This window comes from Gaoshiqia hydrogeniformans (assembly GCF_049347105.1).
Taxonomy (GTDB): domain Bacteria; phylum Bacteroidota; class Bacteroidia; order Bacteroidales; family Prolixibacteraceae; genus Gaoshiqia; species Gaoshiqia hydrogeniformans.
The window spans coordinates 5,285,266-5,305,593 of sequence record NZ_CP186334.1 but is presented as its reverse complement, the minus strand read 5'-3'; the positions used below and the strand labels follow the sequence as shown (position 1 = coordinate 5,305,593).

At 45.7% G+C, this 20,328-nt stretch carries 17 protein-coding genes; 11 read left to right on the top strand and 6 right to left on the bottom strand.

Going from position 1 to position 20,328, the window contains the following annotated elements; genetic code table 11:
- Positions 1-35: 35 nt before the first annotated feature.
- Positions 36-1,523, bottom strand: coding sequence for an OmpP1/FadL family transporter (locus tag ACOIT5_RS21125; RefSeq protein ID WP_423128145.1), 1,488 nt, complete (start codon positions 1,521-1,523; stop codon positions 36-38).
- 54 nt (positions 1,524-1,577) lie between these two features.
- Positions 1,578-3,038 carry a hypothetical protein gene (locus tag ACOIT5_RS21120; protein WP_423128144.1) on the bottom strand — a complete coding sequence of 487 codons (1,461 nt, stop codon included), beginning with the start codon at positions 3,036-3,038 and terminating at the stop codon, positions 1,578-1,580.
- 97 nt (positions 3,039-3,135) lie between these two features.
- Here ACOIT5_RS21120 and proS point away from each other — a divergent pair, with 97 nt between their 5' ends.
- From proS to ACOIT5_RS21090, 6 genes are all read left to right on the top strand, one after another.
- Positions 3,136-4,611, top strand: coding sequence for a proline--tRNA ligase (gene proS / locus ACOIT5_RS21115; RefSeq protein WP_423128143.1), 1,476 nt, complete (start codon positions 3,136-3,138; stop codon positions 4,609-4,611).
- A gap of 72 nt (positions 4,612-4,683) precedes the next feature.
- Positions 4,684-5,370 carry a hypothetical protein gene (locus tag ACOIT5_RS21110; protein WP_423128142.1) on the top strand — a complete coding sequence of 229 codons (687 nt, stop codon included), beginning with the start codon at positions 4,684-4,686 and terminating at the stop codon, positions 5,368-5,370.
- Entirely contained in the window at positions 5,371-6,594 is a 1,224-nt protein-coding gene (gene pepT, locus ACOIT5_RS21105; RefSeq protein WP_432205912.1) for a peptidase T, read from the top strand.
- 1 nt (position 6,595) lies between these two features.
- Positions 6,596-7,918 carry a tRNA lysidine(34) synthetase TilS gene (gene tilS, locus ACOIT5_RS21100; RefSeq protein ID WP_423128141.1) on the top strand — a complete coding sequence of 441 codons (1,323 nt, stop codon included), beginning with the start codon at positions 6,596-6,598 and terminating at the stop codon, positions 7,916-7,918.
- A gap of 366 nt (positions 7,919-8,284) precedes the next feature.
- On the top strand, positions 8,285-9,442 hold the full coding sequence (locus ACOIT5_RS21095; protein WP_423128140.1) for a hypothetical protein: 1,158 nt from the start codon (positions 8,285-8,287) through the stop codon (positions 9,440-9,442).
- A gap of 95 nt (positions 9,443-9,537) precedes the next feature.
- Complete coding sequence (locus ACOIT5_RS21090; RefSeq protein WP_423128139.1) at positions 9,538-9,945, top strand: hypothetical protein; 408 nt, start codon at positions 9,538-9,540, stop codon at positions 9,943-9,945.
- A 1-nt stretch (position 9,946) separates the two neighbouring features.
- On the opposite strand, the gene ACOIT5_RS21085 is transcribed toward ACOIT5_RS21090, so the two are convergent.
- Positions 9,947-11,812 (bottom strand): ABC transporter ATP-binding protein, encoded by a 1,866-nt coding sequence (locus ACOIT5_RS21085; RefSeq protein ID WP_423128138.1) that lies wholly within the window; start codon positions 11,810-11,812, stop codon positions 9,947-9,949.
- An 84-nt stretch (positions 11,813-11,896) separates the two neighbouring features.
- Here ACOIT5_RS21085 and nth point away from each other — a divergent pair, with 84 nt between their 5' ends.
- From nth to ACOIT5_RS21070, 3 genes are all read left to right on the top strand, one after another.
- The gene (gene nth / locus ACOIT5_RS21080) at positions 11,897-12,538 is read left to right on the top strand and encodes an endonuclease III (RefSeq protein WP_423128137.1); all 642 of its coding nucleotides are present in this window, start codon (positions 11,897-11,899) and stop codon (positions 12,536-12,538) included.
- Between the two features lie 152 nt (positions 12,539-12,690).
- A complete protein-coding gene (locus tag ACOIT5_RS21075; RefSeq protein WP_423128136.1) occupies positions 12,691-12,861 on the top strand; it encodes a DUF362 domain-containing protein in 171 nt (56 codons plus the stop codon).
- 115 nt (positions 12,862-12,976) lie between these two features.
- Positions 12,977-13,324, top strand: coding sequence for a T9SS type A sorting domain-containing protein (locus ACOIT5_RS21070; RefSeq protein WP_423128135.1), 348 nt, complete (start codon positions 12,977-12,979; stop codon positions 13,322-13,324).
- 53 nt (positions 13,325-13,377) lie between these two features.
- Here the strand turns inward: ACOIT5_RS21070 and ACOIT5_RS21065 are convergent, their stop codons facing one another.
- The 3 genes from ACOIT5_RS21065 to ACOIT5_RS21055 all read right to left on the bottom strand — a co-directional run bounded on the left by ACOIT5_RS21065 (position 13,378) and on the right by ACOIT5_RS21055 (position 16,284).
- The gene (locus ACOIT5_RS21065) at positions 13,378-14,463 is read right to left on the bottom strand and encodes a LacI family DNA-binding transcriptional regulator (RefSeq protein WP_423128134.1); all 1,086 of its coding nucleotides are present in this window, start codon (positions 14,461-14,463) and stop codon (positions 13,378-13,380) included.
- 62 nt (positions 14,464-14,525) lie between these two features.
- Positions 14,526-15,164: a carbohydrate-binding family 9-like protein gene (locus ACOIT5_RS21060; protein ID WP_423128133.1), complete on the bottom strand. Its 639-nt coding sequence runs from the start codon at positions 15,162-15,164 to the stop codon at positions 14,526-14,528.
- Entirely contained in the window at positions 15,154-16,284 is a 1,131-nt protein-coding gene (locus ACOIT5_RS21055) for a phosphotransferase enzyme family protein (RefSeq protein WP_423128132.1), read from the bottom strand. Before ACOIT5_RS21055 ends, ACOIT5_RS21060 begins: the two co-directional genes overlap by 11 nt.
- A 271-nt stretch (positions 16,285-16,555) precedes the next feature.
- Here ACOIT5_RS21055 and ACOIT5_RS21050 point away from each other — a divergent pair, with 271 nt between their 5' ends.
- The gene (locus ACOIT5_RS21050) at positions 16,556-17,974 is read left to right on the top strand and encodes a Gfo/Idh/MocA family protein (protein ID WP_423128131.1); all 1,419 of its coding nucleotides are present in this window, start codon (positions 16,556-16,558) and stop codon (positions 17,972-17,974) included.
- Between the two features lie 47 nt (positions 17,975-18,021).
- Positions 18,022-20,313: a family 20 glycosylhydrolase gene (locus tag ACOIT5_RS21045; protein ID WP_423128130.1), complete on the top strand. Its 2,292-nt coding sequence runs from the start codon at positions 18,022-18,024 to the stop codon at positions 20,311-20,313.
- Positions 20,314-20,328 lie beyond the last annotated feature (15 nt).

Genomic DNA, 20,328 nt, shown 5'->3' with positions numbered 1-20,328 from the left:
TCTGAAAAATTTCTTTTTCTCAGACAAGCTTTTGCTCAGAACCTAAAGCCCAGTGTGAATTTTAATTCGTTATTGGTATATTCCACCGGAACGCTGGTGTAGTTGGGCTGCGGGTCAACCAGCTTGTATTTTCCCAGGTATTGTTTGAATGCCGTATCGATATAGAAATTTTTAACCGAATAACCGAAACCTAATGAAAATGAGCTGATATTGTCTGTCTGCGTCTCTTCATTCCAGTTCATGTTATTTTTAAACGGGTTACCGTACGACTCGTATCCGCACAATAAGCTGAAGGACGGCGCTACCCTGAACTCGGCTCCAAGCCGGTAGTTAAATGTATTATCGAAAGCCTCGTCAATATCAGCATTCAAATCACTCATCGAGTCTCCGCCGCTGCCATTCCGAAAACGCATGGCTGTATAATCCAGATACTCGGCATCGAAACTCAGGATCGCTGCCTTGTTTACCACGAAGGCCCCGCTGAGGATGGTCCGCATCGGTGTGTAAAAATCGTATTCATAAAGGTTAATGCCTTCAGCATAGCTGCTTTCCTGTAAATATGACCGCATCGCCAAGGCATTTTCTTCGTCGAGTACATAATAGGTTGGCGTATGGAAAGCCAATCCCAAACGAACAGACGACACCGGCTTGATAATGGCTCCGATTTTAAAAACATAACCGGTCCCGGTTACCTTGTAATAGTCGGTAAATCGAAACGAATCGTCTGAAAACTGCTCCGAGTAGAATGATTCCTGACGGTAAAACACATCGTGCAGGCCAAGGGTGGCCCCCAAGTAAAATTTGTGGTTGAAGTTCAATCCGGCAGAAAATAAATATTCATTGATCCTGCCGCTTCGTTCCCAGGTTTTATTTTGGTTAACCGTCTCTCCTTCATATAAAATATTTACATATTCTCCGTCAATAATCTGACCAAGATTATCAGTGGCCGGATCGATCAGATAGGTTTCCCAGGCCAGTTTGGCATGCCAGTCCCTGAATTCTATATCGCGGAAATCCCTGTTTAAATAGTTGTTTAACAGCCTTTCATTGCTGGCGTAGTCGGCAATGCCGTCGAGAAAAGAAACCGGTGAATTTCCGTAACTTCCCGCGAACGACTGGTTAAAATCGGCTAACTTGTTGAACCCGATTCCGTAGTTGAACCTGACAATACTGGATGAACTCTCGTTAATTTTTACAGAACCGACATAACCCAATTGGTCAAACGTAAGTTTGAAATCATTATCTGAAAAAGACCTGTTGCCAATGGTTGTTTCAGCCTTTGGGAAACCAAATGTTGGCGTAAATGTAAACTCGCTGGTTTGGTAAATGCCAATGCCTGCAGGATTTACCGAAAGTGAGGTGAAATCGCCTCCCATTGCGCCTATGGCATTCCCCATCGCAGCCGAACGGGCTGTTCCCTGAATCTGGTAATTAGACAGCCTGACAGCGTCTGCTAATCCTTGCCCCAAGGCTGTTGTGCCCAAAAAAAGCATAGCAATTGTTAGATATTTAATTTTCTTCATGGCATTTGTTCTGTTAAATTAGACATCGTTTCATTTAATTATCGCTTGGGTCTGTTACCTTCTTCCCCCACTGCTTCCTCCACTGCTTCTGGAGCTACTGCCCGATGAAGAACTGCCGACTGACGAAGAACGGCTTCCGCTGCTCACCGAACCGCTGCTGTATGAGCCGCTGCTTCGCGTTCCGCTGCTGCTTGGGCTGTAGCTGCTGCTTGGACGGGAAGTGCTGCTATTGCTGGGCGGACTGTAAGTTTGTGTACTCCTGTTACTTGACCCCTGGCTGTATGACGAACCTGACTGGTAGGTGCTTCTGGTGTTTGTGCCGGATGAATTGCTTGGTGTTACACCGGTCGACGATGAACTTCCGGGTTTACTGTAAGAAGAACCTGATGAAGTGCCGCTGCTGTTGTAAGTTGAACGGGTAACGGTCCGTGGTTTACTGTAGCTTGGCGTATATTCTTTTTGCTGTGTTGTCGTAGTCGACCTGTTCTGGTAAGTACCGGTGCTTGCAGGTGCTGTTGCTCTTCTGACAGCCGAATTTTCAGTGCCGGTAACGGTAGTTGACCTGACTGAGGGTGTTTGTCCGACTGCGGCGCCCCGGTTGAGCTCAGTTCCCGTTGTGGAAATACTTCTTCTGCCGGTAGAACTCACCTCGGTGTCTGCTGTTGTCCTTCTTCTTTCCATGAGGGTAGCGCTCTGCGTGCTACTGCCTGCCTGCCTGCTGACTCCGGTTGAGCTTACTGTGCCGGTAGTGGCCGAACGGGATACGCTTCGGGTATTGCCGGAACCTAATGCCGTTCCGCTATAATCGTAGCTTGGCGTGCTCCTTCTTCCGACGCGGACGTCATTATTTCGGACACCGTAATATCCGCCACCGTAGTATCCTCCGCCGTAATATCCTCCGTGGTAGTGCCCGTAGCCCCAATGGCTATAGTAAGGATATCCCCAGGATGAATAGTACCAGGGGCTGTACCAGCCGATGCCAAACCCAAAGCCAAAAGATGGTCCGTACCAGTAGTCGTAATACCACGGATCATAATATCCCCAGGAATAATACGGATAATAGAACGGATCGTAGTAATATCTGTTCCAATAATACGACGAATAATACGGATACCGGTGGAACCGGTTAATGCGATAGCTAAAGTCGAGGTCGTCGGCATCGTAATAATTGTTGATGACATAGTTGATTTCACGGTCGTTTTCATAAACCGTGGTATCCGATCCGATCAATTCCATTCCTTCCATGTCGTAATAATGGGCGTCAGCTGAAGGACGATCTGTTTCCAGAATGTAATTTTTCAGCGTGCCTTCATCATTTTGTTCGCTCATGATCATTACCGGAGTATTGGATGTGCGGTCAGTACTTCTGACAGTTGTATTTTGAACAACAACCGGAGGCGGAACATCACCGGGCGTAAAGTAGATATCATCATACCTGTCCGTTACGTAGGTCCCGGTTGAACAGGCGCCTAATAAAAACGCCAAAGCCGAGAAGATGGTAACTTTTGATTTCATAACGATTACCTCCTGATTTTTTAAAGAATAAATTTATTTACTTTGTACCTGTAAAATTCAATACAAAAGAAGCAAATACCATACCAAAACAAAAGAAATGGCGAAAGAATTAACTTCGAGAAGTGAAAATTACTCGCAATGGTACAACGATCTGGTTGTAAAGGCCGATCTTGCTGAAAATTCGGCAGTTCGGGGCTGCATGGTGATCAAACCTTACGGCTATGCGATCTGGGAAAAAATGCAGGCCGAACTGGACCGGATGTTTAAAGAAACCGGGCATGTGAATGCTTATTTTCCTTTATTTATCCCCAAATCGTTTTTCAGCAAAGAAGCCAGCCATGTGGAAGGCTTCGCCAAAGAGTGTGCCGTTGTTACCCATTACCGCTTAAAAAACAGTCCGGATGGAAAAGGCGTCGTGGTTGATCCTGATGCCAAACTGGAGGAGGAACTGGTTGTCAGACCGACTTCTGAAACAATTATCTGGAATACCTATAAAAATTGGATTCAGTCCTATCGCGATCTTCCAATTCTTTGTAATCAGTGGGCAAACGTGGTCCGTTGGGAAATGCGTACGCGCTTGTTTTTACGGACGGCTGAATTTTTGTGGCAGGAAGGGCATACTGCGCATGCGACCCGCGATGAGGCTCTGGAAGAAACCGAACGCATGATTAATGTGTATGCCGATTTTGCCGAAAATTTCATGGCTCTTCCGGTTATCAAAGGCGCCAAGTCGGCGAATGAACGTTTTGCCGGCGCATTGGAAACCTTTACCATCGAGGCCTTGATGCAGGATGGAAAAGCTTTGCAATCGGGGACATCTCATTTCCTGGGTCAGAATTTTGCCAAAGCTTTCGATGTCCGCTTTGCAACAAAAGAAGGTACAGAGGATTATGTTTGGGCCACCAGTTGGGGGGTTTCAACCCGCTTGATGGGGGCTTTGGTGATGGCACATTCGGATGATAACGGACTGGTACTGCCTCCGAAACTTGCCCCTTACCAGGTGGTTATTGTCCCGATTTACCGGAGCATGGAGCAATTGGCTGAAATTTCGGAAAAGGTGAACGAAATTATCCCTAAATTGAAAGCCCGCGGAATTTCGGTTAAATACGACAACCTGGATACCAAGAAACCGGGCTGGAAATTTGCCGAATATGAACTGAAGGGCGTTCCTGTGCGTTTGGCGCTGGGGCCCCGCGACCTCGAAAACGGTACGGTAGAGGTTGCCCGTCGTGATACCCTGACCAAAGAAACCGCCTCGCTCGAAAACATCGATCAGTTTGTGAGTGAGCTTCTGGAGAATATTCAGAAAAATATTTACAGCAAGGCCTACGATTTTCGTGCAGAAAATACCACGAAGGTGGATACTTATGAGGAGTTTAAAGAGGTGCTGAATACCAAAGGCGGCTTCATACTTGCTCATTGGGACGGAGATGCCGAAACTGAGCAAAAAATTAAGGAAGAAACCAAAGCAACAATTCGTTGTATCCCTTTTTCAGGAGAAAAAGAAGAAGGAGTTTGCATGTATTCGGGTAAACCTTCATCCCAACGCGTTATATTTGCCCTTGCGTACTAAAAATTTTATTCTATAAAACAGAAAAGCAGTCAGTATTGGCTGCTTTTCTTATTTTTATAAAAAAATAGTCCGATGAACCTTCCTGAAGATAAATCCAAAAATCTTGAGTCGATTGTACTTAAGTCGAATGTTAAGCAAAAAGTTTACCAGAATACCTTGTATTCCTTTAATTTACTGAAGGAGGCGCTAAGGGAACTGGTCGATGAATATTCCGTGTTGCTGAAAGACCGGATCAGTGGAGAATCTTTGCCTACTTTCCATGAAAAAGGCTTGTTTGAAGCTGAATTTCGGCTGGCAGCCGACATGTTGCTTTTTAGCATGCACTCGAATGTGTTTGTATTTAACCGCGAACACCCGGTATGGAAAGTCGATTATATAAAAAACGATCCCTTAAATTCGTATTGCGGGATTATTCACATTTATAACTTTCTTTCTGATTCGTTTAAATACAACCGGATGCAGGACCTGGGTTATCTTATTGCGCGGATTTTCATCAACCGGGAGAACCATTTTTTTGTTGAAGGAAAACGTCAATCAGGAGAACTGGTGAAGGATTTTCAGAACGATATTATTTCAAAGGAGGTTATCAAGCAAATACTTGACACTTCCATCCGGTATGCCATTGAGTTCGATCTGTTGGTTCCTCCTTATGATCAGATAAAAATTGCATCGGTAGAACAAATGCAGGAAGAAATTATCCATTCGAAAATGAAAACGGGGAAACGGGTTGGCTTTAAGTTTAATTCAGATGATGTTTAAATGATGATAGAAAAAGTAGTTGAACGTTTTGTCCGGTACGCTAAAGAGCATACGACTTCCGATCCTCAAAGTAAAACTTTCCCGAGCACCGGCAGGCAACTTGTTTTTGCCGATAAGCTGGTTGGCGAGTTGAAGGAGATCGGAATGCTGGAAGTTGAAAAGGACAGTCATGGTTATGTTACGGCGACGTTGCCGGCCAACTGTGAGAGAAATGTGCCTGTAATCGGCTTTATCGCTCACATGGATACAAGTCCTGACTTTTCGGGAGAACAGGTTAATCCTCAGATCCGGAAATATGAGGGCGGAGCAGTTCGCCTGAGTGAAAAAGTGATTTTGTCGCCCGGACAGTTCCCAGATTTGGAAAGCTATATCGGGCAGGAGATCATCACCACCGACGGCAATACTTTGCTGGGAGCTGACGATAAAGCAGGCTTAGCCGAAATTATGACCGCGATGGAATACCTGATCAATCATCCCGAAATAAAACATGGCAAAATCAGGGTTTGTTTTACGCCCGACGAAGAGATTGGCAAGGGGGCCGACCATTTCGATGTGGCTAAATTCGGCGCCGAATTTGCCTATACGCTCGATGGCGGCGAAATTGGCGAACTGGAATACGAGAACTTCAATGCCGCTATGGCAACCATTACCATCCAGGGCCGAAGCGTTCACCCCGGGGCTGCCAAAAATAAAATGATCAATGCCATTCATGTGGGACAGAAACTAAATAGTATGCTCCCGCCCGAGCAACGCCCCGAACATACCGAAAAGTACGAAGGTTTTTTTCATCTGCTTGCGTTCAACGGGAAGGTTGAAAAAACGGTGATGACCTATATTATCCGCGACCATGACCGGCAGCTTTTCAACTCCCGGAAAGATATGCTGACACAAATCTGCCTCTTTTTAAACGATGAATTCGGTGAAGGAACGGTCCAACTGGATATGGAAGACCAGTATTACAACATGCGTGATAAAGTGGAGCCGGTAAAATACATTGTTGATTTGGCGGAGGAGGCCATGAACGAACTCGGGATTATTCCCAAAAAAAGGGCGATCAGGGGAGGCACTGACGGGTCGCGCTTATCGTATATGGGACTGCCTTGCCCCAATATTTTTGCAGGTGGTCATAATTTTCACGGTCCGTACGAGTACGTTCCGGTCAATTCGATGAAAAAAGCGGTTGAAGTGATTGTTCGTATCGCTGAAAAAGTAGCTGCAAATTAAAATGTTTGACGTTTTTCAGGCATATATCAGAGACGAGAATCTGTTTGCTCCGGCTGACAAGCTGATTTTGGCGGTCAGCGGCGGAGTCGATTCGATGGTGATGCTGACGTTGTTTCAGCAGGCAGGTTTTGAATTTGTTGTGGCTCATTGCAACTTTCGTTTGCGGGGAACCGAGTCTGACGGCGAAGAGGTTTTTATTCGCGATTATTGCGGCGAACAGGGAATTGAGCTGTACGTTAAACAATTTGATACCCGCGAATATGCTGGGCTGAAGGGTATTTCGATTGAAATGGCTGCCCGCGAACTTCGCTATGAGTGGTTTTACCGTTTGCTGGGCGAACTTTCGTATGATTATATTGCGACAGCCCATCACCAGGACGATCTGATCGAAACCATGCTGATTAACCTGAGCCGCGGGACCGGAATCCGGGGGCTGACCGGCATTCAGGCCAAAAATGACCGGATCGTGCGCCCCTTGTTGTTCGCAGGCCGCAGCCGGATTCTGGAGTTTGCAGCAGCACATCAGATTGATTTTAAAAACGATTCGAGTAATGATGAATTGGTGTATCAGCGAAACATCATCCGTCACCAGATCATACCTCAATTTGAAGAACTAAACCCGGCTTTTCGAAAAAATGCAGCCAAAACGGCATCAATCTTAAAACAAACGGAAAGGATATATCAGCAACAGATTGATGAATTCCGTAAGGCGATTATGGCGGAGGAGCCCGGTGTCTTCAAATTTTCTATTGAAAAACTGAAGGGACTGGATCAACTGTTTTCGGTGCTTTTTGAGTTTTTGCATCCTTTTGGCTTTAATGCCAGTCAAATACAGGAAATTTATGGCGCCCTGGATGCCGAAGCCGGTAAAATCTTTTACAGCGGCCGGTATCGTTTGGTGAAAGACCGCGATGATTTGATCGTTACCGCCGTGGAAGAAGAAGGGCTTCGCCGCTTTTACATCGAAGACGACTGCCTGGAAATAACCGAACCGTTACACCTCCGGTTTGAATTAATCAGCAAAAGTCCGGCTTTCCGTTTTTCGACCAATGCCGGGGTAGCCGATTTTGACTACGATTTGTTACAATTTCCGCTTATCCTGAAAAAGTGGGAGCAAGGCGAGTATTTTCAGCCGCTCGGGATGACTGGTTTTAAAAAGTTAAGCGATTTCTTCATCGACGAAAAAATGTCGATTCCCGAAAAAGAAACAACCTGGATCCTGTACAGTGGGCGGCAGGTGGTTTGGATCGTTGGCCGCCGAATCGACGACCGCTTCAAAATTACCAAAAAAACACGGGAGGTTTTTCGCGTCAGCCTGGGATAAGGGGCAAGCCAACAGGGTGTTTTCTGCCCGATTGTTTTGTGCCCTTGCTGTGTAAGAGCCGGGTGATAGCGCAACGGGCTTTCGGCAGATCCACTGGCGCTGCCCCGCGATATCTTAAAACGAATACGAACGTGTTTTGCGGGCACGGTTACAAACCGGCATCAGTGAGCGGATAATCCCCAAAATCAGAGGCATAAAATTTCCTGCCTTGCCGATTTTTTTTCCTGGCTTGGAAATTACAATTTCCTAACCAGGAAATTTTTGATCTCCCCTGTCGTTTCAAATATCCCAACAAATAGGGATTGCAGCATTTACCCGCCTCAGGTATTTTTGCCCGTGAAATTTATTCAACTTAATGACTATTGTATGAAAATCAGAATTATTCTTGCTGCTTGTTTGCTCATTGTTGCGGCTTATGTAAATGCACAAAATACTTCAGAACTGATGCTGGAGTCAGACCAGAAACTGACAATCGGGGGATATGCCCAAATCGATTATAACCAGCCGTTCTCGTCGGATACCCGAAGCAACGGGACTTTGGATGTTCACCGGGTGGTGCTGATGTTTGGTTATCGGTTCAACGAGAAAACACAATTTATTACCGAAGTGGAATACGAACATGTTGAGGAAGTTTATATCGAGCAAGCCTTCTTAAATTATAAGATCAATGACTGGCTGAACTTCAGAGGTGGCTTGTTGCTGATCCCGATGGGGATTATCAATGAATACCATGAACCGGCTACTTATAACGGTGTTGAACGACCTAACCTGGACGGACAGATTGTTCCGACTACCTGGCGGGAAATTGGGGCAGGTTTTACCGGAAGGTTGCAGAATTTAAATATGAGATATCAACTTTATGTGGTTAACGGCTTTAAAAGCTATGACGGTTCGGGTATTTTGCGCGGAAGCGACGGATTTCGCCGGGGACGTCAAAAAGGCGCCGAATCGATCATGTCTCATCCAAACCTGTCGGCAAAAGTGGATTACTATGGACTGCCGGGGCTTAAACTGGGGCTGAGCGGTTATTTTGGCGAAACACAGTCGACCCTGTACAACGGCTTGCCCAAAGATGATGCGCTGCTGGAAGCCAAGGCCGATTCGTCGGTGGTTGGATTAAACATGCTTGGGCTTGATGCGGCTTATTCGGTTAAGGGGCTTGTTTTGAGAGGTCAGATGATTTATGCGTCGATCAATAACACCGGCCAGTATAACAAATTTACAGGGAAGGACTTGGGTAGCGAAATGTTTGGTTATTACGTGGAAGCAGGTTACGATGTGTTGAGCTCCGGGAAATCGGAACAAAAACTGATTCCGTTTGTCCGGTACGAAAAATACAATACCCACGCAAAAACGGAAAATATCGTTAAAAATATGGCTTACGACAGGACCGATGTTACCGCAGGATTAGGTTGGTGGATGACTCCGGGAGCTGTTTTAAAAGCTGATTTGCAATGGTTCGGGAATGAAGCAACCGATACCAATAAAAAACAATTAAACCTGGGAATTGGAATATGGTTTTAACACGGTTTAAAATAGGATCTATTTTACTGATTACACTTCTTTTTTTGTTAGAGGCGGATCTTTTCGGTGCCGACACCGGAAAGATCCTTAAAACGTTGGAAAAAGAGTTTCGTGTAAAAAAATCAGAATTAACACTCGAACAGTTATCGGTGGACGGAAGCTTGAAAGCCTGTGTTGATGAGGTATTTCTGGTTAAACTGAACAACGAACCGACCGGATACATCATTGATGCAACCGGGAAAGGACGTCATGATGAGTTTGAGTTTTTGATTTTTACCAACCTGACCATGGATGTGGAGTTTGTCCGGATTGTGAATTACATTTCCGATCACGGCGGAGAAATTGCATCCCGCAGGTGGCTTGACCAGTTTGTCGGATACAGCGGGCGCGACCTGAAATACGGCGAGGATATACAGGCTATTTCCGGGGCGACTATCTCGGCCAATTCCGTGGTTAGCCGCATCAAGGAAATTATCGGGCAGCTCAAATTGGCCGATCTGTAGATCAGGCTTTTTCGCTCAATTCGAGCCAGCGCATTTCCTTTTCTTCCAGTTCGTCGGTTAATTCGGCAAAGCGTTTGCTTTTTCTAAGCAATTCATCGGGTTGCAGTTCCCCTGAGTGAAGCGCTTCTACCAAATCCTTTTTTTCGTTTTCGAGCTTTTCCATATCAAGTTCCAGTTGCTCAAACTCTCGTTTCTCGTGGAAAGTCAGTTTCTGAACCTGTTTTTTTTGTTTTTCTGTTACCGGTTTTGGTTTGGCAGCAGCTTGTTCCTGTTTTTCCAGTTGTTCCCGTTCGGAAACATGATCGCGGTAGATGGAATAATTTCCCGGGAAGTCTTTAATTTTTCCGTTTCCTTCAAACACAAAGAGGTGATCAACGATTTTGTCCATAAAGTACCGGTCGTGTGAGACAATGATGACGCAACCGCCAAAGCCTGCCAGGTAGTCTTCCAGTACATTCAGGGTCATGATGTCGAGGTCGTTTGTCGGTTCGTCCAGGATAAGGAAGTTCGGGTTTTGCATCAAAATGGTACACAGGTACAACCGGCGCCGTTCGCCTCCGCTGAGTTTTTCAATAGTGTTGTATTGGGTTTCGGGAGGAAACAGGAACCGGGTCAGGAGCTGGCTGGCGGTCATTTTGTTGCCGTCTTCAAATTGAATGACTTCTGCAATGTTTTTGATCACGTCAATAACCTTATCGGTTTCTTTAAAGCTGATGCCTTCCTGCCGGTAGTAACCGATCTTTATGGTTTGGCCGGTATCTACGGTTCCGCTGTCGGGCATAATTGCTCCCGTAATGACATTGAGAAAGGTCGATTTTCCGGTTCCGTTTTTCCCGACAATACCCACTTTCTCAAACCGCGAAAATTTATAGTTAAAGTCTTCAATCAGCTTTAAATCGCCGTAGGCTTTCGAAACATGCTCCAGTTCCAGGATTTTACTGCCCATTCGCGACGATGAAATACTCAATTCAATGCTGTCGTCGCGCCGCCTGAAGCCTGCTTTTTCTTTCAGTTCGTAAAACTGATCGATCCGGTATTTGGCTTTATGGCTCCGTGCTTTGGGCATTCGCCGCATCCAGTCGAGCTCGGTGCGAAGCAGGTTCCGGGCTTTCTCGGTTGATGCCTGTAATTGTTCAATGCGTTCCTGCCGCTTTTCGAGGTAATAGCTGTAATTTCCCTGATAGTTGAACACCTGGTTTTGGTCAATTTCGATGATTTCGTTACACACACGATCCAGAAAATACCGGTCGTGCGTGACCATGAACAGGGTGCAATTGGTTTTTTCGAGGTAGTTTTCGAGCCATTCGATCATTTCCAGGTCGAGGTGGTTGGTTGGTTCATCCAGCATCAGCAAGTCCGGCTCGTTTACCAACACATTGGCAAGCGCCAGCCTTTTTTGCTGCCCGCCCGAAAGTTCTCCGACCAACTGATCGTAGTTGTCAATTTTTAGCTGACTGAGAATCTGTTTTACTTTTACATCAAAATCCCAGGCATGGAGCTCGTCCATTTTTGCGCTCAGCCGTTCAATCTCTTTTTGCTGATTGTGTTTTAAGGCAGCTTCAAAATCGCGCACCACCTGCAGTGCCGGGTTGTCCGATTGCAACGCCTGTTCCAGCACCGTCAAATTCAGGTTCAAATCGGGCGATTGCTTCAGATAACCGATCTTTATATCATTGGTTTGCGTGATTTTTCCTGAATCCGGGCTGTCATTTCCGGCCAGTACCTCCATCAATGTGGTTTTTCCTGCTCCGTTTCGGGCGATCAGGGCAACCTTTTGATCTTTAAAAATGGTAAAGGAAATATCTTCAAAAAGCATAAAATCAGCAAAGCGCTTCGAGATTTGCTCGGCCTGTAAGTAGGGAATCATTTTAAATTGTTTTGCGCAAAAATAGGAATAATTTGTCAGGTAAAGCAGATCGTTTATTTTTGTTGATCAGCAAACAAAATCATTATGCAAAAGGAAGATCGTTACCAAAAAGTGATCGCATATTTTCAAAAGGAGATGCCGGTTGCCGAAACGGAGTTACATTATTCGAACCCGTATCAATTGTTGGTTGCCGTGATCTTATCGGCTCAATGTACGGATAAGCGGGTAAATCAGATTACGCCCGAATTGTTTAAACGTTTTCCCACGCCCGAAACGATGGCCGGGGTTGATTCAGCCGAAGTGTTCGATTATATCCGGTCGTGTTCTTATCCGAATAACAAGGCAAAACATCTGGTAGGAATGGCCCGTATGCTGGTTGGTGATTTCGGGGGAGTTGTTCCCGACGATGTGGACAAGTTGCAGAAACTGCCGGGCGTGGGCCGAAAAACGGCTAACGTGATTGCATCGGTTGTTTACGAGAAACCGACCTTTGCTGTTGATACGCACGTGTTTCGGGTTGCAGCCCGCATTGGCCTGGTCACAAACGCGAAAACACCTTTTGAGACTGAAAAACAGCTCATGCAGCATTTCCCCGAAGAATTAGTTCCGTTGGCACATCATTGGCTCATCTTACACGGACGATATACCTGTACGGCACGAAATCCGAAATGCGAAAAGTGCGGATTAAAGGAGTTCTGCCGGTATTACACAGACGCAAAGAAATGAGATGGGGAAGGGGAGGCCTGCCCGGACAACTCCGGTGCCGGCAATTCATGTTAATTAGACCTTAACCAGACCCAAAAAAACCGAAAGTATTACTTTGAATTTTTACCAAACTTTGTACATTTGCCCTAATCTCTAACTTAAAAAAAAGTGTTATGGCTTATGTAATTTCAGATGAGTGCATCGCATGCGGAACTTGTATTGATGAATGTCCTGTTGAAGCGATTTCAGAAGGCGACATCTACAAAATCGATGCTGATCTTTGCACTGATTGTGGCTCATGTGCCGAAGTTTGCCCGGTTGACGCGATCTCGATTGCAGAATAGTACCGGAAAGCATAAAAAATTTCGCCCGTCATAGCAAATATGACGGGCTTTTTTTGTAACTTATGCCGAACGTTTTGGAACAGAACTTGCAAGATGAGGTATAAACAATGAAAATATGAAGGCAAACTTTTTACTTTTTCTTTCTCTTTTTATTGGTTTATCAGTCTTTTCGCAACCGGAAACAAATCCGGAGAATGAGGCAAGGCTTTATCGAATTGAGAAAATTTTTCCCAATCCGGTAGAGAATCATGTATTTGTTGAAATTGACGCGATCGATATTGCCACTGCAAACTTCGAATTGGTAGATATTTTGGGAAATATGGTCCACAAGTGGGAGCCGATACATCTGACTCCCGGAAACCAACAGTTAAAACTGCAGATTAAAAATATCCATACCGGCATTTATTTACTGCGCGTACGAATTGAAGGAGAAATTTATGTTTTCAGAATTCGTAAGGTTTGATTGATTTTTCCGGATTCTCCTTTTCCCTGCTGATTGCAGATACCTGGCAGAACTTATATTTCCGATTCAATGTAGTAATGCAGGTTTTCGCGCGTAATGATATCCAGCGGCAGGTATTTAATCGGATTAATCTTCTTTTTAAACATGAGATGGTCAATCAAAAAATGGATTCCATAATATCCCTGCTTCCTCGGATTCTGGTTGATCAGAAAGTGGATAATCCCGTTGTTTAAGTACGATAAGTTTTTCTCCAGTAAATCATACCCCACCAGACGTATATGCCTCAGATTTCGTGCCTGCAGGTAGTTGGCAACCGTATAGGCCCTCGACGTGGTAACAAATATTCCGGAAACATGTGGCGTGTTGTTGAGCAACTGATCCAGCTGTTCTGAGAAAATGACCTCGTTCGAACTGTTTTTCAGATCGGCATGAATCAGTTGAAAATCAGATTTGGGAAACGGCTCAAAATAATCGAGAAAACCTTGCTCTTTTTTGATCAGGTGTGACGAGTTCGAAACATCCTCGTCGATGTGGGCAATGATAAATGCCGTGGGGCCGGCGGAATGACCGTAGTGAAGGAGTTTTGCGGCAAGAACGCCGCTTTGATATGAGTCTTGTCCGATGTAAGCCAACGGTTCGTAGTCGGGGATATGGGTGTTGAACAGATTAAACGGAATCTTTAGCTCCTTCCATCTGCTCAGAAATGTCAGCGATTCCCTGTAAAAAACAGGGGCCAGTAAAATTCCGTCATAATTTGATTCCGAAACTTTTTCCGCTTTTTCTTTAAACGACTCCACGTCGAATTGATTAAAGATATGGTAGCTAACGGTAAGTCCATATTGCTGAAGCTCCTTTTCTGCTTTTTTTATTCCGCTGACGGGTTGTTCCCAGAATTCATCGAGCGAGGCATCCGGAATTAAGGCCGCGATCCGGTATTCCCGTTTTGACACCAACGCGCGGGCCAGCATGTTGGGCTCGTAATTTAGCTCCTGTGCAATTGAAAGAACCCGTTGCTTTACTTTTTCGGATACCCGTCCCCGGTTGTGCAGTACCCGGTCTACTGTCCCGGTAGATACGCCGGTTTTTTCGGCAATATCTTTTATTCGGACTATATTCTTTTTTTGCTCCTTATTTTCCATAGTTTTTGCCATAGGGCTGGTAAACGTGTAAAAATATGGAATATCTTCTTTTAATCGTACGATTATAAAAAACCAATTTCACCAAAATAAAAAGGTTGATGAAAATCCGGGTCCGGGGTTTTAATTGTTTGCCAACATAAAAAGTGAGGATGATCAAGATCGTCGCCGCATTTGTAGAAATTGGCCCGGGCTGTTTTTTCCGATAGTTGACTGATCTGATGTTTGAAAAAGCTGGAAACGGGTATTTTTATACTCAGTTGCCACTCGAAACACGGAAGTTGGTAGTGAGAAACCCGGTTAATGATCGTTTGTGTCTGAATGAGATTTAACTTTTCAGGATTTGCCCGTTCCCGCTGGTGCCGGTCCGGTCCCCAGGCAGCCAGGCAAGTCCCCAGGCTGTTGAATTCGAAGTTGTAATAATCGGGTTCATCGCCGAAAGCGATAAAAAACTCAACGCAACTATCGGTATAAACCGGGTCGTTGTGCCGGGTATACCGCGCCAGAACCTGTTCTTCGCATACATGGAAAAACAGAAAGATATTTTCCTGGTTATGAGCAATCTTAAATGCGACACGGGGAAGCGACGCTATTTTTCCCCACGGAAACTTGTCGATCGGAATTTCAGGCATTTGACAGAATAGCCAACGCCATTCTGTGGGATTTGTTGCCGGCAACGAAATCAGTGGAATTTCAAGCTTCATGTGGATTGCGGGTTTTTTGAGTTGAACTCAGTTGTTTTATGGTCGCCTGTATTACCTCAAATTGTTGCTCAATCTTCCTGACCAACTGAAACTGAGCCCTTGCCCGTTGAATGTTATGATCGGGGAAATGAATGCGGTAATAATGGTCGCCGTCAATGTAATCGGTTAAAAAACGGACACCCATGATAAAGGGGAGCAGCAAACAACTTTGCGATAAGGAATCCAGTTCATGTTCATTAAGAATATCACTGGTTTCGCTGATAAATCCCTCGGCATAGGCTTTAAACAGATTCAGGTTGAGTTGAATTTTCTCCAGGTCTTTTTCATCTTCTTCCGCGGTATTTATAATCGTTCTGACGGCGTCTCCAAAATCGTAAGCGACATAACCGGGCATCACCGTATCCAGGTCAATCACACAAACCGCCTGATCATTTTCATTGAGCAGTACATTGTTAAACTTGGTGTCGTTATGGGTTATTCTGAGGGGCAGTTTCCCTTCGTCTCCCATTTTTTTGATCAGGCTCATCCGTTCTGCTCTTTCCTGCACAAAGGCAACTTCTTCTTCAACTTCTTGTAACCGGTTTTTAGGATCGTGTTTTTTTGCATCGCGAAGTTGTCCGAGACGGAATTCGATGTTGTGAAAATTTGGAAGGATTTCGTGTATTGTTTGAGGATTGAGATCCGACAGCAATGAAATAAATTTGCCAAATGCCCGTCCTCCTTCCAGTGCCTGCTCTTCTCTTTCTACCAGATCATAGCTTTTTGTGTTTTTCAGGAATACATATAACCTCCAATAACTCCCGTCCGGATGTTTGTAATAACTCTTCCCCTGAAGAGTTGGTATCAGTTCCAGGATTTTTTCATCTGGATTTGAATGTAGAGCTTGTCCTTTTTTTGTGTGCAAATGGTTGATAACCTGCCGGATGTTATCCATCAAATGATCAATGTTTGTAAATATGCCTGAATTGATTTTTTGAAGGACATAATCCGGAAATTCCGCGTTCGTGTTACCGACCCGAAAGGTTTCGTGGATATGCCCGGAACCAAAGGGCCGTACTTCTGCTATTTCTCCCTGTATCGCAAATTGAAGCGCTATTTCAACAATTTCGTTCTTGTTCATAGGTGTATTTGTTAAGTTATACTGGTTTATGGTCTGATTTATTCATACGCTGATATTCCGTTAAGCAGTTAAGCCTGCCTGAGAAATCTCCTGATTTCGGGGACTAAAGTAATTCATATTTTTTCACGAAAAAATTTTTTTCACAAAAAAGTGTGTACGAACACGCATCTTTTAATATATTTGTGATTCAATAAATAACCTAACGCTACTTTAGCGTACTTTATATTGTCAGGCAATTGTCCGTTAAGGTAGAACTTAAAAGTAAAATCAAATGGAAAATAGCAATCGTCGCTCGTTTTTGAAGCATCTGTCGTTGGGAGTTGGCCTGGCGGTTACAGGCGTACCTGCCTGGTCGGCCGAAGCGGAACGAAACCGAAAACCGACCGGGAAAAAAGCCGGCCAGTCTTTTAATATGTGCAACTACACTGCTCCGAAATTGTCGGTAGTTCGTGTCGGATTTATCGGCCTGGGTATGCGTGGTCCCGGCGCCGTTGTCCGGATGTCTCATATAGCGGGAGTTGAAATTAAGGCGCTTTGTGATATCCGTGAAAATTTGGTGAAAGCATGTCAGAAGCATTTAACGAAGGCCGGTTTGCCCGAAGCGGAAGAATACTTTGGAACGGAGGATTCGTGGAAAGCGCTTTGCGAACGCGACGATATTGACCTGGTATACATCTGTACACCCTGGCACCTGCATACCCCGATGGCTGTTTACGCCATGCAGCAAGGCAAGCATGTCGCAGTGGAAGTTCCGGCAGCCGTTACCCTGGACGAAGCCTGGGAACTGGTCGAAACATCGGAAAAAACCCGCAGGCACTGCATGATGCTGGAAAATTGCTGTTACGACTTTTTTGAGTTACTGACGATCAACATGGCCCGGCAAGGTTTGTTTGGCGAACTGGTTCATGGCGAAGGGGCTTACATTCACAACCTGCTTGATTTAAATTTCGACAAAAACGGCTATTACAACATGTGGCGGTTGAAGGAAAATTACCGCGATGGGAACCTGTATCCGACACATGGTTTGGGGCCTGTGTGCCAGGCCATGAATATTAACCGGGGCGATAAAATGGACTACCTTGTTTCGATGGCTTCCAACGATTTTCAGATGGCGGCCCATGCCCGGGAATTAGCCGCCGGGGATTCGTTTTACAGCGAATTTGCAGGTAAAAGCTACCGTGGTAACATGAATACGACGGTGATTAAAACCCACCAGGGAAAAACAATCATGGTACAGCACGATGTAACGTCCACGCGTCCGTATTCACGTATTCATTTATTGAGCGGTACAAAGGGGATGGCTTGCAAATGGCCCGACCCGGCGCGGATTTCGTTTGGCCATGGCTGGCTAAATGATGAGGAATTTAAGAAACTGGAACAGGAATATACACCCGAAATCGTTCGAAAAGTGGGTGAAATGGCCAAAAAAGTCGGAGGGCACGGCGGCATGGATTTTATGATGGACTGGCGGTTAATTGATTGCCTGCGCAATGGCCTGCCGCTGGATCAGGACGTTTACGATGCCGCTTTGTGGAGCGCCATTGCCCCGCTAACGGAATGGTCGGTGGCCAATCGGTCAAATTCTGTTGATGTGCCCGATTTTACACGTGGGGCCTGGCAGCAAAATGCCCCCCTTAACCTGACTCTCGAAGGCGGCGGCACAACGGAAGTCAGAGGAGTTCATCTTTAAGAATTAAAATCATACCAAATATTCTTCAATCTGTAAATCATTCGAATATGTACATCTTAAAAAACTTTATTCCGGTACTGGCCATTCTGTTGGCTTTTGGAGCCTGCAATCACAACAACCAAAGCCAGGATCTGACGATCGCGATTGTTCCGCAACCAAATGAACTGACTCAGCAGGAAGGATCGTTCACGGTCAACTCGCGGACAGTTTTTGTTGTCTCCGAAGATGAAAGCCTGACGGCAGCCGTTGCCTTGATCAACCAGCGTTTTAGCCGGGCTGCCGGTTTCAGTTTAAAGGTAGCCGGCGAGAAACCCAAAAAGAATTTTATTGCTGTCGAGCTGGATCCGGCTCTGGTTGGTGGAGCCGAGGCTTACGAACTGCTGGTTGAACCACAGGGAGTGACGGTAAAAGCCGGCACGGCAAGAGGCGCTTTTTACGGCTTGGCGACGATGCTTCAATTACTCCCTTCAGCTATTGAAAGCCCCGAGCCTGTAACTCGGGTGAACTGGACCATGCCTTGCGTTCAGATCACGGACCAGCCGCGGTTTGTGTGGCGCGGGATGCACCTCGATGTGTGCCGTCATTTTGTGCCGGTTGAATTCATTAAAAAACAACTGGACGTGATGGCCTTGTTCAAAATGAACACATTTCACTGGCACCTGACCGAAGACCAGGGCTGGCGTATCGAGATCAAAAAATACCCGAAACTGACTGAACTTGGCTCTGTCCGTATTTTGGGCGATGGTTCGAAGTATGGTGGATTTTATACCCAGGAAGAAGTGAAAGAAGTGGTGGCTTATGCAGCGGAGCGTTTTATCGATGTCGTTCCCGAAATTGAACTTCCCGGCCATTCGCTCGCCGCATTGGTGGGTTATCCGCAGCTTTCGTGCACCGGGGGGCCGTTCCGGGTCCGCAATGTTTGGGGGGTCGAACCTGATGTGTATTGCGCCGGAAAGGATGAAACCTTTCAGTTTCTGGAAGATATCATTAACGAAGTGGTGCCTTTGTTTCCTTACGAATATTTTCATATTGGCGGCGACGAATGCCCCAAAGATCGCTGGAAAAAATGTCCCGATTGTCAAAAACGGATTCGCCGGGAAGGTTTAAAAGACGAACACGAGTTGCAAAGTTATTTTGTTCAGCGTATCGAAAAAGTGTTGCTGGCTCACGGGAAGAAAATGATTGGCTGGGACGAAATTCTGGAAGGCGGATTGGCTCCTTCGGCTACGGTCATGTCGTGGAGGGGTGAAGCCGGAGGGATTGAAGCCGCTCAGCAAGGACACGATGTGGTGATGACCCCGGGAAACTGGGTTTACCTCGATCATTACCAGGGAAGCAGTCAGGTTGAGCCGGTGGCCATTGGCGGGTATACCACCCTCGAAGAATCATACGGATACGATCCTGTTCCGGCTGAGTTGGATGGCGAAAAAGCCAAACATGTGCTGGGAACCCAGGGAAACGTGTGGTCGGAGTACCTGTATACACCCGAAATGTTTGAATACCGCATTTATCCGCGTATCATTGCCCTGGCCGAAGTTGGCTGGACCGAAAAAGCCAACAAAGATTACACCGATTTCCTGCGACGGATGGATCCGCAGTTTGAGCGTCTGGATTATCACGGGATTAATTACCACATTCCGCTTCCCGAAGGTCCGGTAAACCAGGTGGCTTTCACCGATGAGGCCACGCTCGAATTTACAACAACCCGCCCGGTGAAGATGGTTTATACCCTGGATGGGCAGGAGCCGGATTTGAATTCGGCCGTGTATGAGTCGCCGCTTGTTTTCACCGAAAATGCCACCGTTAAAATCCGTTCGGTGCTGAACAGTGGTAAAATGAGCCGGGTGCGGACGATTCAGGTTGAGAAACAGGATTTGCTTCCTGCTGTAACGGTACAGACCACAGGAACCGGATTGAAAGGACAGTATGCGAAAGGCTATTTTACATCGGTGAAAGATATCGAGTCGGTTGATGCCTGGACAGATATGACCTTGACGAAAGAAACGCTTGCTAAGATTAATGATTATCAGGATCCTACCGGAGCGGTCCTCACCGGTTATATCGAGATAGCAGAGGACGGTGTTTACGAGTTTCAAACCAATTTCGACCAATTTCTTATAGGTGAAAAATTGCTGATCAATAACGACGGTGAAGTCAAACGCTTTTCGCGCAACAATGCCATGATCGCGCTTGAAAAAGGAAAACATCCGGTTAAAATTATTTATTTGAACAACAACATCGGCGGATTTCCGCAATCGTGGAACCATTTTGTGGTCGAATATAAAAAGGGTGGCGATGAAAAATTCACCCGGATTAATCCCGAAAATTATACCTATTAACAAAAGAACAGGATA

Bases quoted from the DNA above. Each gene is read 5' to 3' on its own strand.
- ACOIT5_RS21125 (WP_423128145.1), bottom strand. From the start codon at position 1,523: ATGAAGAAAATTAAATATCTAACAATTGCTATGCTTTTTTTGGGCACA.
- ACOIT5_RS21120 (WP_423128144.1), bottom strand. From the start codon at position 3,038: ATGAAATCAAAAGTTACCATCTTCTCGGCTTTGGCGTTTTTATTAGGC.
- proS (WP_423128143.1), top strand. From the start codon at position 3,136: ATGGCGAAAGAATTAACTTCGAGAAGTGAAAATTACTCGCAATGGTAC.
- ACOIT5_RS21110 (WP_423128142.1), top strand. From the start codon at position 4,684: ATGAACCTTCCTGAAGATAAATCCAAAAATCTTGAGTCGATTGTACTT.
- pepT (WP_432205912.1), top strand. From the start codon at position 5,371: ATGATGATAGAAAAAGTAGTTGAACGTTTTGTCCGGTACGCTAAAGAG.
- tilS (WP_423128141.1), top strand. From the start codon at position 6,596: ATGTTTGACGTTTTTCAGGCATATATCAGAGACGAGAATCTGTTTGCT.
- ACOIT5_RS21095 (WP_423128140.1), top strand. From the start codon at position 8,285: ATGAAAATCAGAATTATTCTTGCTGCTTGTTTGCTCATTGTTGCGGCT.
- ACOIT5_RS21085 (WP_423128138.1), bottom strand. From the start codon at position 11,812: ATGATTCCCTACTTACAGGCCGAGCAAATCTCGAAGCGCTTTGCTGAT.
- nth (WP_423128137.1), top strand. From the start codon at position 11,897: ATGCAAAAGGAAGATCGTTACCAAAAAGTGATCGCATATTTTCAAAAG.
- ACOIT5_RS21075 (WP_423128136.1), top strand. From the start codon at position 12,691: ATGGCTTATGTAATTTCAGATGAGTGCATCGCATGCGGAACTTGTATT.
- ACOIT5_RS21070 (WP_423128135.1), top strand. From the start codon at position 12,977: ATGAAGGCAAACTTTTTACTTTTTCTTTCTCTTTTTATTGGTTTATCA.
- ACOIT5_RS21065 (WP_423128134.1), bottom strand. From the start codon at position 14,463: ATGGAAAATAAGGAGCAAAAAAAGAATATAGTCCGAATAAAAGATATT.
- ACOIT5_RS21060 (WP_423128133.1), bottom strand. From the start codon at position 15,164: ATGAAGCTTGAAATTCCACTGATTTCGTTGCCGGCAACAAATCCCACA.
- ACOIT5_RS21055 (WP_423128132.1), bottom strand. From the start codon at position 16,284: ATGAACAAGAACGAAATTGTTGAAATAGCGCTTCAATTTGCGATACAG.
- ACOIT5_RS21050 (WP_423128131.1), top strand. From the start codon at position 16,556: ATGGAAAATAGCAATCGTCGCTCGTTTTTGAAGCATCTGTCGTTGGGA.
- ACOIT5_RS21045 (WP_423128130.1), top strand. From the start codon at position 18,022: ATGTACATCTTAAAAAACTTTATTCCGGTACTGGCCATTCTGTTGGCT.